Source organism: Halococcus thailandensis JCM 13552 (assembly GCF_000336715.1).
GTDB lineage: Archaea > Halobacteriota > Halobacteria > Halobacteriales > Halococcaceae > Halococcus > Halococcus thailandensis.
The window spans coordinates 1-17566 of the sequence record NZ_AOMF01000163.1 but is presented as its reverse complement, the minus strand read 5'-3'; the positions used below and the strand labels follow the sequence as shown (position 1 = coordinate 17566).

Annotated in this window: 18 protein-coding genes and 1 tRNA gene; 9 read left to right on the top strand and 10 right to left on the bottom strand. The window is 66.0% G+C overall.

What is annotated here, in order from left to right; all coding sequences use genetic code 11:
- Nucleotides 1-11: 11 nt before the first annotated feature.
- The 7 genes from carB to C451_RS12965 all read right to left on the bottom strand — a co-directional run bounded on the left by carB (nucleotide 12) and on the right by C451_RS12965 (nucleotide 8039).
- Nucleotides 12-3248, bottom strand: a complete 3237-nt coding sequence (gene carB / locus C451_RS12995) for a carbamoyl-phosphate synthase large subunit (RefSeq protein ID WP_007741250.1) — start codon at nucleotides 3246-3248, stop codon at nucleotides 12-14.
- A 435-nt stretch (nucleotides 3249-3683) separates the two neighbouring features.
- A complete protein-coding gene (locus C451_RS12990) occupies nucleotides 3684-3911 on the bottom strand; it encodes a hypothetical protein (protein WP_007741249.1) in 228 nt (75 codons plus the stop codon).
- A gap of 87 nt (nucleotides 3912-3998) precedes the next feature.
- A complete protein-coding gene (locus C451_RS12985; protein ID WP_007741246.1) occupies nucleotides 3999-4529 on the bottom strand; it encodes a DUF5815 family protein in 531 nt (176 codons plus the stop codon).
- A gap of 52 nt (nucleotides 4530-4581) precedes the next feature.
- Nucleotides 4582-5445 (bottom strand): hypothetical protein, encoded by an 864-nt coding sequence (locus tag C451_RS12980; protein ID WP_007741244.1) that lies wholly within the window; start codon nucleotides 5443-5445, stop codon nucleotides 4582-4584.
- A 46-nt stretch (nucleotides 5446-5491) separates the two neighbouring features.
- Nucleotides 5492-5905: a DUF7124 domain-containing protein gene (locus C451_RS12975; RefSeq protein WP_007741243.1), complete on the bottom strand. Its 414-nt coding sequence runs from the start codon at nucleotides 5903-5905 to the stop codon at nucleotides 5492-5494.
- Nucleotides 5906-5947: 42 nt separating this feature from the next.
- Complete coding sequence (locus C451_RS12970) at nucleotides 5948-7189, bottom strand: NAD(P)/FAD-dependent oxidoreductase (RefSeq protein ID WP_007741242.1); 1242 nt, start codon at nucleotides 7187-7189, stop codon at nucleotides 5948-5950.
- A 97-nt stretch (nucleotides 7190-7286) separates the two neighbouring features.
- On the bottom strand, nucleotides 7287-8039 hold the full coding sequence (locus C451_RS12965) for an SDR family NAD(P)-dependent oxidoreductase (protein WP_007741240.1): 753 nt from the start codon (nucleotides 8037-8039) through the stop codon (nucleotides 7287-7289).
- A gap of 136 nt (nucleotides 8040-8175) precedes the next feature.
- On the opposite strand from C451_RS12965, the gene C451_RS12960 reads away from it, so the two are divergent.
- On the top strand, nucleotides 8176-8763 hold the full coding sequence (locus C451_RS12960) for a DUF6149 family protein (protein WP_007741239.1): 588 nt from the start codon (nucleotides 8176-8178) through the stop codon (nucleotides 8761-8763).
- Here C451_RS12960 and C451_RS12955 read toward each other — a convergent pair.
- The gene (locus C451_RS12955; protein WP_007741238.1) at nucleotides 8760-9143 is read right to left on the bottom strand and encodes a hypothetical protein; all 384 of its coding nucleotides are present in this window, start codon (nucleotides 9141-9143) and stop codon (nucleotides 8760-8762) included. The genes C451_RS12960 and C451_RS12955 overlap by 4 nt on opposite strands.
- A gap of 102 nt (nucleotides 9144-9245) precedes the next feature.
- Here C451_RS12955 and C451_RS12950 point away from each other — a divergent pair, with 102 nt between their 5' ends.
- From C451_RS12950 to C451_RS12930, 5 genes are all read left to right on the top strand, one after another.
- On the top strand, nucleotides 9246-9884 hold the full coding sequence (locus C451_RS12950) for an adenylate kinase (RefSeq protein ID WP_007741236.1): 639 nt from the start codon (nucleotides 9246-9248) through the stop codon (nucleotides 9882-9884).
- 75 nt (nucleotides 9885-9959) lie between these two features.
- Nucleotides 9960-10892: a DUF106 domain-containing protein gene (locus C451_RS12945; protein ID WP_007741235.1), complete on the top strand. Its 933-nt coding sequence runs from the start codon at nucleotides 9960-9962 to the stop codon at nucleotides 10890-10892.
- Between the two features lie 45 nt (nucleotides 10893-10937).
- On the top strand, nucleotides 10938-11513 hold the full coding sequence (cmk, locus tag C451_RS12940; protein WP_007741234.1) for a (d)CMP kinase: 576 nt from the start codon (nucleotides 10938-10940) through the stop codon (nucleotides 11511-11513).
- Nucleotides 11513-12385, top strand: a complete 873-nt coding sequence (locus C451_RS12935; protein ID WP_007741233.1) for an RNA-guided pseudouridylation complex pseudouridine synthase subunit Cbf5 — start codon at nucleotides 11513-11515, stop codon at nucleotides 12383-12385. Before cmk ends, C451_RS12935 begins: the two co-directional genes overlap by 1 nt.
- 76 nt (nucleotides 12386-12461) lie before the next feature.
- Complete coding sequence (locus tag C451_RS12930) at nucleotides 12462-12743, top strand: hypothetical protein (RefSeq protein ID WP_007741223.1); 282 nt, start codon at nucleotides 12462-12464, stop codon at nucleotides 12741-12743.
- Nucleotides 12744-12747: 4 nt separating this feature from the next.
- On the opposite strand, the gene C451_RS12925 is transcribed toward C451_RS12930, so the two are convergent.
- Nucleotides 12748-13665, bottom strand: a complete 918-nt coding sequence (locus tag C451_RS12925) for a mechanosensitive ion channel family protein (protein WP_080503543.1) — start codon at nucleotides 13663-13665, stop codon at nucleotides 12748-12750.
- Nucleotides 13666-13773: 108 nt separating this feature from the next.
- Here C451_RS12925 and C451_RS12920 point away from each other — a divergent pair.
- Nucleotides 13774-13846 (top strand) — tRNA-Pro (locus C451_RS12920).
- 446 nt (nucleotides 13847-14292) lie between these two features.
- Nucleotides 14293-14718, top strand: coding sequence for a hypothetical protein (locus C451_RS12915; RefSeq protein WP_049913113.1), 426 nt, complete (start codon nucleotides 14293-14295; stop codon nucleotides 14716-14718).
- A gap of 95 nt (nucleotides 14719-14813) precedes the next feature.
- Here C451_RS12915 and ilvD read toward each other — a convergent pair whose 3' ends face one another.
- Nucleotides 14814-16547, bottom strand: a complete 1734-nt coding sequence (gene ilvD, locus C451_RS12910) for a dihydroxy-acid dehydratase (protein ID WP_007741219.1) — start codon at nucleotides 16545-16547, stop codon at nucleotides 14814-14816.
- Between the two features lie 94 nt (nucleotides 16548-16641).
- Between ilvD and C451_RS12905 the strand changes: the two genes are divergently transcribed.
- The coding region (locus tag C451_RS12905; protein ID WP_007741218.1) for a glycosyltransferase at nucleotides 16642-17566 on the top strand (925 nt) is incomplete at its 3' end.

Below are 17566 nucleotides of genomic sequence, written 5' to 3'. Positions count from 1 at the left end.
GGTCGGTCAGCTCAGTTGCCCCACTCGCGCGCGGTCGTCGGCCGCTCGCTCACCGCCGCGACCGCCGAGTCTTCCGCCCGGGCCGCGAGCGCGTCGAGCGCCGCCTCGGCGCTGGCCGTCGTCGAGAAGTAGGTGACGTCCTCCTCGACACAGACTTCGAGCGCCGCACGGTCGCGCGAGATCACGAGATCGACGTCGCCGTCGCGGATGGCCTGGGGGAGATCGTCGAACTCGCCGAGCTCGAAGCGCTCGGCGAACCCGTCACGGAGTGCGCGCCCCGCGTCGCTGTCGGGATCGGGGAACTCCGCGTCGGCGAGATCGACGACCGCCGTTCCCGCGTTGGGGATCGGCTTGCTCGTCGCGGTCTGGGTCTTGTCGTAGGCCTTCCCGAAGCTGCCGGCGGTGCCCATCACCTCGCCCGTGCTCTTCATCTCCGGACCGAGACGGGGATCGCTGCCCGGCAGGCGGTCGAACGGGAGCACGACTTCCTTGACGCTCGTCTGCTCGGGCACCTGCTCGGCCGTGTCGAGATCCGCGAGCGACGTGCCGGCCATCACCTGCGCGGCGAGTTTCGCGATGGGGACACCGGTCGCCTTCGAGACGAAGGGCACGGTTCTGGAGGAACGTGGGTTCGCCTCCAGAACGAACACTTCGCCGTCCCTGACCGCGAGCTGAACGTTGAGCAGCCCGACGGTTTCGAGCGCCCGCGCGATCTCCTCGACGACCTCGCGCACGCGTCCCAGCACATCGCCATCGAGCGATTCGGGCGGGATCATACAGGCCGAATCGCCGGAGTGGACGCCGGCGGATTCGACGTGTTCCATGATCCCGCCGATGAGAACGTTCTCACCGTCGGCGACGGCGTCGACGTCGAGTTCGACCGCGCCCTCCAGGAACTCGTCGATGAGGATGGGCTGGTCGGGGCTCACATGAATGGCCTCCTCGACGTACTGGCGGAGTCCGTCGTCGTCGTGGACGACGTCCATCGCGCGCCCGCCGAGGACGTAGCTCGGACGCACGAGGACGGGATAGCCGATCTCGTGAGCGAGATCGAGCGCCTCGGCCTCGCTCTCGGCCGCCCCGCCGGCCGGCTGAGAGATTCCCAGCTCGTCCATGAGATGGTTGAACCGATCCCGGTTCTCGGCGAGGTCCATCGCCTCGACGGTCGTCCCAAGCACCTCGCAGTCGAGATCCCGTCTGTCGAGTTCGGCCCGGAGTCCGCGGCCGATGTCGACGGAGGTCTGGCCACCGAACTGGACCATCACGCCGTCGGCCCCGGTCGATTCGATCACGTCGGCGACCTCCTCGGGGGTGATCGGTTCGAAGAACAGGCCATCGGAGGTGTCGTAGTCCGTCGAGACGGTCTCGGGGTTGTTGTTGACGACGTGGGCGTCGATGCCCTGCTCGCGGAGTGCGCGCACGGCGTGCACGGTACAGTAGTCGAACTCGACGCCCTGGCCGATGCGGATGGGGCCGCCGCCGACGATCACGACGCTCTCGACGTCGCGATCGACGCGCACCTCGTCGGTCGCGAGCGCCGTGTCGCCGCCGACCCCCGGCTCGCGCGCGGAGTAGTAGTACGGCGTCGAGGCGGCGAACTCGCCGGCGCAGGTGTCGACCTGTTTGAAGTCACGATCCGGGGCGTTCGCACCCACTTCGTCGACCGTGGCGTCGTCGACCGCGACCGCGCCGCTGCCGTCGGCGCGGGCCATCGCATCGTCGCCCGCGGCCATCGCCGCGACCTCCTGATCGGTGAAACCGACTGCCGCGGCCGGCTCGAACTCGCCGGCGGCCGCTTTCCCTGCCGCTTCGGCGATATGCTCGTAGCGCTCGACGTACCACGACTTGATGCCGGTGAGATCGGCGACCTCCTCGACGGAGTAGCCACGGTCGAACGCCTCGAACATCGCGTATGGTCTGTCCGGCGTCGGCCGTTCGAGGTAGTCCGTTTCGAGCGTCGCGTCGTCCATTCCTGCCCAGTCGACGTCAGGTTCGTACTCGGTCGAGCGCAGCGCCTTCAAGAGTGATTCCTCGAAGGTGCGCCCGATCGCCATCGCCTCGCCCGTGCTCTTCATCGCCGTGCCGAGCTCGAACTCGACGTCGCGGAACTTCTCGTTTGGCCATCTCGGGACTTTGGTCACGACGTAGTCGATCGCCGGCTCGAAGGCGGCGGTCGTCTCGCCGGTGATCTCGTTGTCGATCTCGTGGAGACGCTTGCCGAGCGCGACCTTCGCCGTGATGCGCGCGATGGGATAGCCTGTCGCCTTCGAGGCGAGCGCCGACGAGCGCGAGACGCGGGGGTTGACCTCGACGACGCGGTACTCGCCGCCGGGCGTCCCGTCGTCGCGCCAGGCGAACTGGATGTTACAGCCGCCCTGAATGCCGAGATCGCGGATCACGTCGAGCGCGGCGGTGCGCATCTCCTGGTGGCCGTCGTCCGGAATGACCTGTGAGGGGGTGACGACCGTGGACTCGCCCGTGTGGATGCCCATCGGGTCGAGGTTCTCCATGTTGCAGATGACGATACAGGAGTCGTCGGCGTCGCGCATCACCTCGTATTCGAGTTCGACCCAGCCCGCGATCGATTCGGTGATCAGGACTTCGCTGTTCCGAGAGAGCCGGAGTCCCTTACGGACGCGCTCGTACAACTCCTCGCGCTCCTCGACGACGCCCGACCCGCTCCCGCCGAGGGTGTAGGTGGTCCGGGAGATGACCGGCAGCCCGCCCACCGATGCGACGGCCTCGTCGACGCGCTCGGTGAGGTCGGCCTCCGTGAGACCCTGTACCGACTCGCCCTCGTCGAGGGTGATGGTCGTCGAGGCGGGCACCGGCTGGCCGATCTCCTTCATCCGCTCCTTGAACAGGTCGCGGTCCTCGGTCGCGTAGATCGTGTCGAGCGGCGTCCCCATGATCTCGACGTCGTACTCCTCCAGAACGCCTTCCTCGGCGAGTTCGGCGGTCACGTTGAGTCCGGTTTGGCCGCCGAGCCCCGCGATGACGCCGTCGGGGCGCTCCGTCTCGATGATCTCGCTGATGGCCTCGGTCGTGATGGGTTCGATATAGACCGCGTCGGCCATCTCCGGATCGGTCATGATCGTCGCCGGGTTCGAGTTGACGAGGACGACTCGGGCCCCCTCCTCGGCGAGCGCGCGACAGGCCTGCGCGCCCGAGTAATCGAACTCCGCCGCCTGTCCGATCTGGATTGGACCGCTACCGATCAACAGTATCGTTCTGTCCTCGTCGCTCATTACCCACGCCAGTTCGTACATCGTAATAAGCCCGACGATACACTGCGAGATGCGTAGCTGAGTTTCGATTTTCGAAGCAATTTCTGCCAAGCCACGGCACACCGTTTACAAATCCCATTGGCGCGCGCTCGCGATCGTGTGCGAACGAAGTGAGCACCGAGCGCGAACATTGCGCGAGGTCTGCACGAGCACAGCGAGTGCAGGCTCGTCAGAGCGAAGCTCTGACGGTGGATGAGCACCGTGGTTCGAAAATCCTCGATTTTCGTCATCACGAAAGGCGCTTCGCGCCTTTCGAACGACAGCGAACGGAGCGAGCGAGGAGCGCAATCGGTTGGGGAGGTATGTGGGCTGTGGCGGTGCGGTAACGGGAAGTCGGTAATCGAACTACCAGCGAATCGAATGAATAAATCCAAGAGAAAAGCAGCCGTCGATGCGCTACGGCGAATCGGCGAGTCGATAGCGGTAGGGCTGGCTCTCGATGACCTCGATATCGCCGGCGTCGGCCCGCCGTCCTAACACGGTGGCCACGCGATGAGGGCTGTCGAGTGCCACGTCGCGTGCGGCGAGGCGATCGTGGATCTCGCGTGCCGTCAGCGGCTCGTCGTCGTTCGCCTCCGCGAGCACCGTCCGAATCCGCTCGAACTCGCCACGGCGGAACTGCATACGCGATCTATGTCGGCGGGACGGATAACATATCGTCAGACGACTGTCAGACGCGAACGTCGGCGTTTTCGGACGAGTACAGGAATTTCAGGCCGGGGTGTCGGTCTCGTGTTCGAAGTCGCGCTCGCGGCGATAGCGATCGACGAACTCCTCGACGTCGAAGGCGTGCATCTGCTCTTCGAACTCGCTTGCGGTCGCCGCGTCGTCGGCGTGACTCACCGCGTGTTCCATCAACTCGACGACGAGTTCGACGACGATCTCGTGGAGGCGGCGCGCGTCGAAGTCGGCGATCCACAGCAGCGCGTAGCCGACGCTGCTGTCCTCGGAGACGTCTTCGGAGACGATCTTCTCGGGGAACTCCTCCAGGACGACACCCATCAGATGCATCGTGTCGAACTCCTCGCCGTCGGTGGAGTCGATCGTCTCGCGGAGGATCGCGACGAGCGACTCGGGGACGAACCGGCTCGGCGGGTGGACGTCCATCACGACGGCGTGACGCGCGCCGCAGTCACAGTCGAACTCGCGCACGCCCATATCGAGCTCCGCAACGGCGACCGACTCGCCACACGGCAGCGACACCTCGCCCCCGCGAGCGCCGGGGACGCGTGGCTCGGACATACGAACGGTTGGCGCGGCGTGCGGTTAAACTCCGTGGGTGGCCACCGTCGGACTACGGCATCGGTGTCGACTCGCGGTCGTCGGACGCGTCGCGCTCGGCACGCAGTTGGTCGTACGCACGGGCCGCGACGGCGATGCCGAAGACGGTCGTGACCGAACCCAGCGCGACGCTCACGATCGTGACCGCGATCGTCGCCAGCCCCGGCGACCCAGCGCCGGCGAGGAAGCCGATCGCGGTGCCGGGGATCGAGACGACGAGGCCGATGAGCCAGATGACCACGGCGAGCGCGAACAGGCCGATGCGGTGGCCGCTCGTCAGCCGCCAGCTATCGGTCAGCGCGTCGATGAAGTTCTTGTTCTCGACGGCGATCTCCTGGCGGACGAAGAAAAACGAGGTGGCGAAAAACGCCGCGACGAGCGGGCCGCCGATGAGCAGCCCGATCAGCCCGACGATACCACCGATAATGATGATGAATCCGACGACGATTCCACCGATGAAGCCGTTCAGCGTCGCCCAGACGATGTTCTCGCGTGCGAACGCGCGCGGAATCGAGTCGGTGTGCTGGCTCACGAGCGTCCGGACGGCGACGATGCGCAACGCCTCGCCGACGAAGGGCGTGAGCGCTGCGAGCGGTGCGGCGACGATCAGCGGGATCGGCAGCGCGAGCGGCTGTGCACCGGCGGGATCACCCGCTGTGGGCGGGGGCGTGCCCGCTCCGCCACCCGTGCCAGGGCCCGGTGTGGGTGTCTGTGCCGCGAGATCGTTGAGTCGCTCGACCAGTTGGAGGCTTGCCGTCTGGACGAGGACCGCACTCACGAGGCTGAAGACGAGAAAGGCCCCGATCAGCAGCAGCCCGTTGCGGGTGAACGTCCGCGAGAAGCCGCGCCTGATCGCGACGTCGATATCGAGCGTCATGTTCCGAACCCGTCCGATCGGATATTAAATGGTTCCCTTCGGCCGACTACGGCCAGTCGTCGCGCGATTCGGTGTCGATCGTGGGATCCTCGTCGTCACCGTCGTCGAGCGTCCAGCCGGCCGCCTCGGCCGCGTCCTCGACGGGGAGATACTCCCAGTCGAGTTCGTCGGCGAGTTCCCGGTCATCGTCGTCCATGCCGACGAAGACGTGGCGCTCGGTATCGAACTGCTGTTTGACGTTTTCGAGGCTTTCGCGCCGCCCGCGCGGGCCGGAGAAGAAGTCCTGTCGGATGCGGTTCTTCCGCGTGAAGTTCGTCACGACGTACGTGGGCTGCTCGGAGATCACGCCGACGTACTCCGTCCAGCGGCGCGCGCCCGAGAACACGTCGGTCGGATCCGAGAGTGCCTCCAGCGCACTGAGTTCGAACGCTAATGTCATGTCGCCGCTCCCGCCTTCCATACCGCTGCTGGGACAGCAGCGAGGAAAACGCCTTCGATGCGACTACTGTTCGGCGGTGGGTGCGAGCTCGTCGAGGTCGACCTCCTCCTGCATCAGCACGTCCTTCTGATCGGCGACGACGCGCTCCTCGCGGATGAGCTTCTTGTACTTGCTCTGCGGTGCGAGATCGCCGATGAGCACGCCGCCGACGATCTTGCCGTCCTTGAACGCGACCCGTCGCCACTCCGTGTCCGAGAACTTCGCCTCGGCGTGGTCGTCGCCGAGCGTCGGATGGCCGAAGGAGAGGAACGGGAAGTCGAAGTGCGTGATCGAGTAGGATGATACCCAGCGGAACGTGGCTTCTTCACTATCGGCGACCATGTTCTCGCCGGCGATCGATCCCTGCTCCTTGGCGCTGCCCCACGAGCCGTTCTGGGCGTACTCGTCCAGAATCGTGTCGTAGTAGCGCGTGAGGTCGCCGGCGGCGTAGACGTCATCGACGGAGGTCTGCATGTGTTCGTCGACGACGACGCCGTCGTCGAGTTCGATGTCGGTGTTCTGGAGCAGTTCGAGGTTGAAGTCGAGCCCGATGGCGACGCCGGCGAACTCGCAGTCGTAGCGGTCGCCGTCGGGCGTGACGGCGGCGCTGACGTGGCCCGTGTCGTCGGTCTCGAAGCGGTCGACGCCGCTGTCGAAGACGGGCGTGACGTTGTTGTCCTCGAGCGCACCGTGGATGATCTCGGCACCGTCGTCCGAGAGCGCGTACCGCCACCAGTTCTCGCCGCGCATCAGGTAGTGGGCCTCGACGTCCTGTGCACCGCAGATGGCCGCGAAGTCGATGCCGAGCAGGCCCGCACCGACGACGACGCCGTTGTCGGCCGCCTCGGCGCGCTCGGCGATGGCGCGCGCATCCTCGAACGTCCAGAAGTGGTGGACGCCCTCGGCGTCGGAGTTCGGCACGGGCAGTTGGACGGGCGTGCCACCCGTGGCGAGCAGCAGTTTGTCGTAGTCGAACTGTTCGCCCTCGTGGGTGTCGACGGTGTGGGCGTCGGTGTCGATGTCGGTGACGAACGTGTTCAGCCGGAGGTCGATGTCGCGCTCGTCGTACCAGTCGGGCTGGTGGATCGACATCGGTGCCTCTGGTAGTTTCCCCTTGGCGAACTCCTTGATGAGAATGCGGTTGTAGAGCGCTTCGCCTTCGTCGGTTATTACTGTGACGTCGGCGTCGGGCGCGTCCTCGCGAACGGTTTCGGCCGCCGAACTGCCGGCGATACCGTCGCCGATGATGACGTACGAGGCGGTCATGGAACGAGTTCGGCACCCCGGGGTAATGTGAATTGCTATCCACGAAGCCGTCCGGCGGGAACGACGCTCGGCCGCACGCGACGGCGTTGCTGCCCGTCTACCCCTGCGTTTCGCCGCCGTCGACGGGGAGCGCGTGGGCGGTCACGAACGAGGCGTCGTCCGAGCAGAGCCAGACGATCGCGCTCGCGATCTCCTCGGGCTGTGCCGGCCGATCCATCGGCACGTCGGCGGTGACCTGATCGCGCTCCTCGGGCGAGAGCGATTCGATCGCCTCCGTCTCGACGACGGCCGGACAGACGGCGTTGACCCGAACCCCCTCGGTCGCGTACTCGACGCCGGCCGAGCGGGTCAGCCCAACGACGCCGTGTTTGCTCGCGGCGTAGGGCGTCCGCCCGGGGCTGGCCTCGATGCCGGCGATCGAGGCGACGTTGACGACCGCTCCGTCGTCATCGCCGTCCAGGATGGCGGGGATCTCGTGTTTCATCCCGAGCCACGTCCCCTTCTGGGCGATCGCCACGACGCGATCCCAGTCGTCCTCGTCGATATCGGCGGTGCGCGCCGCCGGGGCACCGGCCGCGACGTTGTTCACCGCGAAGTCGAGCCCGCCGAACTCGTCGACGGTCGCCTCGACCATCGCCGCGACGGCGTCCGAATCGCTGACGTCCGCCTCGACGAACGCCGCGGTGCCGCCTTCGTCCTCGATACGCTCGACCGTCTCCTCGCCCGCGTCGACGTCGATATCCGAAACGACGACCGACGCGCCCTCGCGGGCGAACCGCTCGGCCGTTTCCCTGCCGATTCCTGCTCCCGCACCGGTCACCAGCGCCACGCTGTTGTCGATTCCGTTCATCTCCACTGATACATACTGACCGTTCATTCAAATTAGTTTCGGTTCGTGCACGGCATCGTGGATACGATGAACCGAAAAACGGGCCGTTCCGTCCGCAGGCGGTGCGTTGATGTGGCTCGCGCCCCGACTTGTATCCATGAAACTGCAGCAGTCGGTCCGTCACTTCGCGGCCAAACAGGCGCTCACGATGCCCGTCGTCGGCGAGTTCGCGACCGGGAAGCTCGTCGATCTCCACACGCGCGTGTTCACCGGCAAGGCCGATTCTGCCCGTGCCGACGAGCGCCGCGAGCATCTCGACGCCTTCTTCGAGGCGGCGATGGATAGTTATGTCGCCGCCCTCGAAGCCGACTACACCGAGGCTGCCGCGCGCGAGATCACGCACGTCCAGGCGAACTTCGACTTCTACAACCACGGCTGGACCGAGATGATGGAGATCCCACCCGACGAGCTCGACGCCCACTACGACCGCTATCGGGAGTTCTTCGAGACGTTCGCCATCACCATCGACGACCCGCTCGGCACGTTCGCCCCCGCTGGCGGAGTTCCCGAAGCACCGTCGACGCCCGAGAAGCTCGACGACGACACCCACCGCTACGCCAAGGGTGGCTTCGCCGACGATGTCTACGTCGAGGGGCCGGACGGCGAACTGCTCGTCGGCGGCCAGGACGAACCCGACGAGGTCGACGTAACCGACGCACCGGGCATCAGCGACGACGACGTTTAGACGGCCGCGACCCACGCCCGATAGTCGGCGGGTCGCTCGTAGACCGCGACGAACAGTCGATCGACGAACTCGGCGACGCGTTCGGGATCGGCCCGCGCCGCGATACGGACGTTCGTCCCGTCGGCGTCCTCGGGACTTTCGAGTTCCTCGATGCGGAAGGCAGGATAGTCGTTCAGCAGCTCTTTCACCCGATCGAGTTCGTCGTCCGTACAGTCGACGTTCACGACACCCTCGGCGAACTGGAGCCACGGCGATCGCTCCTCGTCCTGTGTCTCCGTCTCGACGGTGAGAAACGCACTTTCGCGCTCCTCGTGAGCACGGATCGCGTCGGCGAACAGCTCTCTTCGTGATTCGTCGATCGCGGCGTCGAAGCGGGTCATGGATCGGGTTCGCCGCTCGCGGTGAAAAGCAGGCCGCTGTGTGCGCCGCGCAAACGACGACGATATCTACAACCCTTTTACGCCCCGCTTCGATGGGCGAGTATGAGCGAAAATCAACCCAACGTCCTGCTGCTCGGGCCGCCGGGCGCGGGGAAGGGCACCCAGAGCGCGAACGTCGCCGACGAGTACGACATCCCTCACGTCACGACGGGCGACGCGCTCCGGGCGAACAAGGACATGGAGACCGACTACGGCACGCCACGCGAGTTCATGGACGCCGGCGAGCTCGTGCCCGACCCGGTGGTCAACGAGATCGTCGCCGAGGCGCTCTCGGACGGTGCGGGCTACGTGCTCGACGGCTATCCACGCAACACCGAACAGGCCGACTATCTCGCCGATATCACCACCCTCGACGTGGTCTGTCTGCTCTCGGTGAGCGACTCCGAACTCGTCGAGCGCCTGACTGGAAGACGGGTCTGTAACGACTGCGGCGCGAACTACCACGTCGAGTTCAACCCGCCCGAAGAGGAGGGCGTCTGTGACGAGTGCGGCGGCGCGCTGATCCAGCGCGAGGACGACACTGAAGAGACGGTCAAAGAGCGGATCGACGTCTATCACGAGAGCACCGAGCCGGTCGTGGACTACTACCGCGAAGCGGGCGTGCTCGAGGAGATCGACGGGGAGGCCACACCCGAGGAAGTCTGGCAGGAGCTCCGCGAGACGATCGACGCGGCGGTCTGAGCCGTTATCGGAACCCGTTCGACATCGGCTAGCGAAGTAAAAGGTTGATTAGCGCGCACGCTATAGAGGACGGAAATGGGACGAACAGGCGAGAAAGCGCGCTCGCTGGTCGCCGAGGACCCCGCCTTCGCCGAGGCGCTCACGGTGGTGCTCGACCGATCCGGCCACGCCGCCGACGAACCGACACCCGACGGCGGCACCCACACGATCAGATGGGCCGACGTCAGCGACGACCTCACGAGCGGGCAGTGGGGCCGCCTCATCGAGACCGGCATTCTCCACGACGCCGACGGCGACGGCTTCGCGGTCTCGAACCCCGACGAGATCCGCGCGGCGCTCGGCGACGACTCCGTCGAGACCGACACCGAGGACGAGGACTCCGGCTGGTCGACCTACGACAAGCTCGCCGGGCTCGCGGCGCTCTCGCTGTTTCCGGCCTACACGATCATGCCGATCCGCAACGCGGTCGGGCAGGCGGCGGACGTCATCTTCGGCCCGTTCGACGCCGTGTTGCCGTTCTACGCCGTCGTCATCATCCTCTCGGTGCTCACCGGGCTCTACTCGGTGTTGCTCCAGTCGAACCTGATGAACACCGAGAAGATGGGCGCGATCCAGGAACAGATGAACGACATCCAGGAGCGCCGCAAGGAAGCCAAAGAGCGCGGTGACGACGCCGCCCTCGACCGGATCCAGGAAGAGCAGATGGACGCAATGAGCGATCAGCTCGGCATGTTCAAGGAGCAGTTCCGGCCGATGGTCTGGATCCTGCTGCTCACCATCCCGGTGTTCGTCTGGATGTACTGGAAGACGGGCGTCCGCGGCGGCGGTGCCGAGCATATCGTCGCCGCCGAGCGGTCGATCGTCCTGCCGATGCTCGGGCGCATGGAGCTGACCGAGCAGATCGGTGGCTTCGTCTGGGTCTGGCTGCTCTGGTACTTCCTCATCTCCATCTCCTTCCGCCAGATCATCCAGAAATCGCTCAACCTCACGACGACGCCGTCGACCTGAGCGGGAGCCACAACCCCTTTGTACCGCCCCGGACCGAGACACGGCATGTTTGTCACCGTGTCCGGGCCGGCCGGCGTCGGCAAATCCACGACGGCGGCGGCGCTCGCCGACCGACTCTCCTACGAACACATCAGCGGCGGCGATATCTTTCGGACGGTCGCCGACGAGCGCGGACTGACGGCGCTCGAACTCAACCGCCGCGCCGAGGAGGACGACGCCATCGATCGGGCGCTCGACCGTCGCCAGTTGACGATCGCGGAGGAGCGCGACGACGTCGTACTCGAATCGCGGCTGGCAGGCTGGATGGCCGGCGAGTACGCCGATCTCAGAATCTGGCTCGACGCACCGCTGTCCGTTCGCGTCGCGCGCATCGCCGATCGCGAAGAAAAATCGATCGACGTCGCCCGTGAGGAGACCGAAGCCCGTGCCGCGAGCGAGGCCCAGCGCTATCAGGAGTATTACGACATCGACATCGCCGATCGCTCGATCTACGATCTCTCGTTGAGCACCGCGCGCTGGGGGCCGGACGCCATCGTGGACGTGCTCGCGAAGGCGTGTACGGCCTACGATCCGGAAGCCGACGAAGGGCAAGTGAACGTCGCCGTCGACTTCGAGCGCTGATGCGCGGCGCGCCGGCCGACCGAACCGCCGAGGAACGTCTCTCCTTCGGCGTCGTCAACCTCGACAAGCCGCCGGGGCCCTCCGCCCACCAGGTGACCGGCTGGGTGCGCGATCTCGTCGGGACCGACCGCGCGGCACACGCGGGCACGCTCGATCCGAAGGTCACGGGCTGTCTGCCGATCCTGCTCGGCGACGCGACGCGCCTCGCACAGGTGTTTCTGGAAGGCGAAAAGGAGTACATCGCCGTGCTCGAACTGCACGGACGGGCACCCGAGAGTCTCGACGACGTGCTCGCCGAGTTCGAGGGCGAGATCTACCAGAAACCACCGAAGAAGAGCGCCGTCGCCCGTCGGCTGCGCACTCGCCGGGTGTCGGAACTGACGGCGCTCGAAGTCGAGGATCGGCGCGCCCTCCTCCGCATCCGCTGCGAGAGCGGCACCTACGTCAGAAAACTCTGTCACGATCTCGGGCGGGCGCTCGGCACCGGCGCGCATATGGGCGATCTCCGCCGCGTCGGGACGACACCGTTCGACGATGCGGATCTCGTGAGCATGCACGATCTCACCGACGCGCTCGCGTTCGCCGACGACGGCGATCCAGCAACGCTTCTCGACACCGTCCAGCCGGCCGAGCGCGCGCTCACTCATCTCCCGCGCGTGGAGATCGCCCCTAGTGCTGCCCACGAGGTCGCGGAGGGCGCACCGATCTACGCGCCCGGCGTGCTCGGGACCGACGACCTTCCGGACGACGCCGACGAGCCGCTGGTCGCGTGCTACACGCCCGACGGCGCGGCGATCTGTCTCGGGCGACTCGTCGGCGATCCCGGGATGGAGTCGGGGACCGTGGTCGATCTCGAACGGGTGTTGGTGTAGCTCGCCTCTCTCGTCCCGACTGCCGTCGAGCCATGCAGGGACCACCCTTTTGTGAACGGTTTGCGTATCCCCGCCGATGACGGATATCGATATTCCCGATCCGGAGCTCGGGCGCGCGACGATCGTCTACGAAGGGCTCGACGGCGAGCAAGTGAGTATCGACGTCGACAACGAACACATCGTCTACTTCGACGACCACTGGCAGGTGAAAACCGGCGAGGATGACGACGGCAACGACGTCATTCGGCGGATCCCGCGCAATCGCGTCCGCTACGTCGAACGATCGGTCGAGGAGTTTCAGGATCGCGTCGATGCGATGGTCGACGAGGCGAAAGACCGCCTCGATCTCGGGTCGTAGCGAATCAGTCGTCGGCGCGGGCCTGCTCGACCTCGGCGATGTTCTCGACGTCGATACCGCCGGTGAGTTCGGTGTAGGGGTACGGCATGTCGATCCCCTCGGCGTCGAAGCGCTCCTTGACCGCCTGCACCCACGCCGAGAGGGTGTGGACGTACTTCCCGCGCGAGGGCTCCGTGATGTATGCGCGTGCGGTCAGCCCCACGTAGGAGTCGGCGAGTTCGGTGAGGATCACGTCGGGATCGGGCTCACCCTCGAGTCCGTCGACGGCTGCAGCTTCCTCGACGATGATCTCCTTCGCCTGTTCGATGTCGTCCTCGTAGCCGATCCCGAAGGTGAACGGGATGCGGAGTTCGTCGTCGGCGACGGGGTTCGTGACGGCGTTGTCGGCGAGCTCGGAGTTCGGGACGGTGATCAGCTCGTTGTCGAACGTCTTGAGCTTCGTCACGCGCAGGCCGATATCCTGGACGACGCCGGATTTGGTTTCGTTGCTGGAGGGCCACTCGATCCAGTCGCCGATGCCGAAGGGATCGTCCTTGAGGATGAAGATACCCGCGGCGAAGTTCGCCAACAGGTCCTGAGCGGCGAAGCCGACCGCGAGCGAGAGCGCACCCAACAGGGTCGCAAACGCCGCGAGCACGGTGCCGAAGCCGGCGATCGTCGCCGCGAGTGAGAGTGCCGCGAACAGCGCGATCGCGCGAGCAACGGTCCCACCCAGATTCACGACTTTCGGATCGTAGCCACGCGCGTCGAGTGCGCCCCTCACGAGACGGACGAGCACCGATCGTCCGACGAAATAGATGAACACGAACGCGACGAGAAACAGTACGGCCGTGGTGGCGACGCTGATGAGCGTCTCACCGTACTGGCTCACGAACTCGCCGACACTCGTCGGCACGCCCTGCTGGAGCGGTATCAAAGGCATCGTCAGAGTTCACACACGAACGGATCATCAAACCATCGCCTGCCACCGGGCGACCGATCATCCCGGAAGCGAAGGGCTTAATCCACGAGCCAGCATCCATCGATATGCGGGACCGTGGGGTAGCTTGGTATCCTCGGCGCATGGGGTGCGTCGGACTCGTGTTCGAATCACGACGGTCCCATGGACCTTTTTGCACCTCGCTCGCGCGGAGCGCGCTCGCTCGGGCAAAAATCTCCTCCAAAAAGCGCGTCGGACTCCCTCCGGTCGTCCTCGCGCCCGCTCGCTCATGGTTCGAAACGGCAAAGCCGTTTCGTCATCACGAAAGGCGCTTCGCGCCTTTCGAACGACTGCGTTCGCTCGCGGTACAAACTTCCTACGCGACCGCACAGCACCGCCGAAGCCCTCGACCGCTTCGCGGTCTCGCCCTTCATCCGCCAGGCGAGTGAACTCTCCTGAGCCTGCGGTCGCTCTGCGACGGCAACACCAATATCCGCCACCTGCAACTACCACAACAACACACTAACATTCGCTGCCGGATTTTGAGCGATTCTCATTGATCTATCGTATCACGTGGGTATCAAATTGTGCTACTCAGTTATTTGTAATTGGAAAGTGAAGGGTGCTACCATGAGTTCCGTCAGTACTGCTGTCCTCTTCGGTCGCGATCGGCATCACACACGACGGACTCTCATCCTCGCCGCTGCTGTCTTCCTCGCGAGTTTCGTACTCTACACGAGTTTCCCGCTATACGACGGGCTCCCGTTGACGTATCTCCTGATCATTCCCTCGATCCCGGTGCTCGCAGGCGCTGTGGCGCTGATCAGTGCCTACCGCAACGATGGCTTACTCGTGAGTGCATTAGTGCCAGTGATGGCCGTCCTCGGACTGGAGCTCTCGGTGGCTCTCTGGCTCGCTTTCGATCTCGTTCCCAGCTACGATCCAGCTGGATTCGGCTTCGTACCCGTACTTCTCGCGGCTGCCTTCGGGATCGGCGTCGCCGTCGCTGCCGTCGGGGCTGGCACACGGCGCGTCGTAGCCCACATCAGTTCGTGAACGACGAGCGATGTCGAGACACGAACACCGATCCCCTCGATTTTCCCGGCCGAAACAGTTCATCGCCGGCTACGCCGCCAGTCGCCAGCAGCGCCTCACTCCCGTTTCACACCGGGGTTCGTCACCGCACCGTTGGCCGCCGAGCCGAAGGTCGCTCCATATTTCGCGAGCACGCCGGTGGTGTAGTTCGGTTCGGGACGGTCGCGCTCGGCCAAGCGGGATTCGATTTCCTCGTCGCTCAGATCGACGTCGAGGCGGCGCTCGTCAACGTCGATGCTGACGGTGTCGCCGTCCTGAAGGGCGGCGATCGGACCGTCGGCGGCGGCCTCGGGCGCGATGTGGCCGATCGAGAACCCGCGCGTCGCGCCCGAAAACCGCCCGTCGGTCAGCAGCGCCACGTCGTCGGCGTGACCCTGGCCGGCGACCGCAGAGGTCACGCCGAGCATCTCGCGCATGCCGGGCCCGCCGCGCGGCCCCTCGTTGCGGATACACACCACGTCACCCGACTCGACGTGGCCCTTCTGGACGTACTCCATCGCGTTCTCCTCGCCCTCGAAGACCCTGACCGTGCCCTCCTGTCGAAGTTCGTCGTCGCTGGTGACCTTCAGAACCGCACCCTCCGGCGCGAGATTGCCCTTCAGAATGCGGATCGCGCCCTCCTCGTCGAAGGGATCGGCGACGGGTCGCAGGAAGTCGGCGTCGATCTCGTCGTCGGCCGGGAGATCGAGCTCGGCCAACTCCTCGCTGATCGTGCGGCCGGTGACGGTCATCGCGTCGCCGTCCATGTAGCCGCCCTCGACGAGCCGGCGGATGACGACCGGGACACCGCCGATCTCGTGGAGATCCTCCATCACGCGCGTGCCGCCGGGCTGGAGGTTGGCGATCTTCGGCGTGCGCTGGGAGATCTCGTCGAACGTGTCGATGTCGAGCTCGACGCCGGCTTCGGCGGCCATCGCCAGCAGATGGAGCACGCCGTTGGTGGAGCCGCCGAGCGCGACCTGGAGGGCGATGGCGTTCTCGAAGCTCGCGCGCGTGAGGATATCCGAGGGTTTGCGGTCGGCTTCCACGGCGTCCAGGACGACCTCGCCGGCCTCGCGGGCGACCGCTTCGCGCTCGTCGCTCTCGGCGAGCGGGCTGGCGCTGCCGAGCGGCGCGAGACCGATCGCCTCCGAGATCGAGGCCATCGTGTTCGCGGTGAACATCCCGCCACAGGAGCCGGCACCCGGGCAGGCGTTGCGTTCGAGATCGTCGAGTTCGTCGCGGCTCATATCACCCTGTGCGTACGTGCCGACACCCTCGAAGACGTCCTGCACTGTGACGTCCCGGCCCTCGTGCTCGCCGGGAAGGATGGAGCCGCCGTAGCAGAAGACCGTCGGGAGATCCGTCCTGATGGCGGCCATCATCATCCCGGGCAGGTTCTTGTCGCAGCCTGCGACGGTAACGAGCGCGTCCATGCGTTCGCCGAAGGAGACGAGCTCGACCGAATCGGCGATCAGTTCCCGGGAGATCAGCGAGGCCTTCATCCCCTCGGTGCCCATCGAGATCGCGTCGCTGATCGTGATGGTACCGAACTCGATCGGCATGCCGCCGGCGTCGTCGATGCCGTCGGTGGCGGCGTCGGCCACGTCGTCGAGGTGGACGTTACAGGGTGTGATGTCGGCGGCGGGGTTGGCCACGCCGACCATCGGCGAGTCGAGATCGGTGTCGTCGAAGCCCATCGCGCGGAACATCGCCCGGTGGGGCGCACGTTCGGGGCCGTCGGTGACTTCCCGGCTGCGGAGGCGCTCGGGCGTCTCGGCCTCGTCGCGCCGTTCGGACTGCTGACTCATGGTTCGGTTTCAGTTGCCACGGACATAAGTGCCACTGAAGCGCCCGAGGGGCGAGTCGAACCAGTTTTGAGGGCTGCGCTGACAGAAGGGGACGATGAGTTCGACCGTGGCCGTCGCACACTACCCCGAAGGGGCGGGTCACGCGACCCGGATGCTGGCGGTGGCGAGAGCGCTCGAAGCGCGCGGGGCCACGGTCACGCTCGCCGGCGGTGGCCCGGGCGCACGCTTCATCGAACGCAACGGCTACGAGCAGTTCGAACCAGCCTCCGTCGACTTCATCGGCGACTATCAGGGCGGCTCGCTGCTGCACGTGGTCGGTCACAGCCTGCCCAACAGCGCACGCCGGGTGTACGACTACGTGCGCTGGCTGCGCCGCGAACGGCCCGACGCGCTGGTGACCGACGACATGTTCGCCGCGATGGCTGCCGAGTTCGTCGATCTCCCGCTGTTCGTCTGTACGCACAACACGTCATCCTACTACGACGCGGTCATCGAGCAGGGGTTCACCTGGCTGCTCAACCGCCACCAGCTCTATTCGGCCGAGGCGTTTCTCTATCCCTCGATCTGGCCGCCCGACCGCGGCGACCCGGCGGGCGTGACGCCGATCCCGCCGATCGCCCTCGACGTCGCACCGACGGGGACGATCGACGAGCAACGGCGCGTGCTGGCCGACGGGAGCCCGCCCGAAACCGACGCGCCCGCCGACGAGCCGCCTGCGCCCGACGAGACCGACGTGTTGGTCGTGCCGAGCGCGTACTCGATGGGGTTCGAAGCGCTCACCGAGCGACTCCGGGCGGCGGGCCACGAGGTGACGCTCGTCGGCGGCGAGGACTGGGACTGCGTGCCGGCGCTGCTGCCGTATCTCCGGGCCGCCGAGCGCGTCGTCTGTTCTGGCTATTCGACGATCATGGAGGCGGCGGTCGCGGGCACGCCCTGCATCGTCTATCCGTTCACCGACGAACAGCACGGCGTCTCGCGCGTGATCGAGCGCACGGGCTGTCTCTTATACACATCTCTGA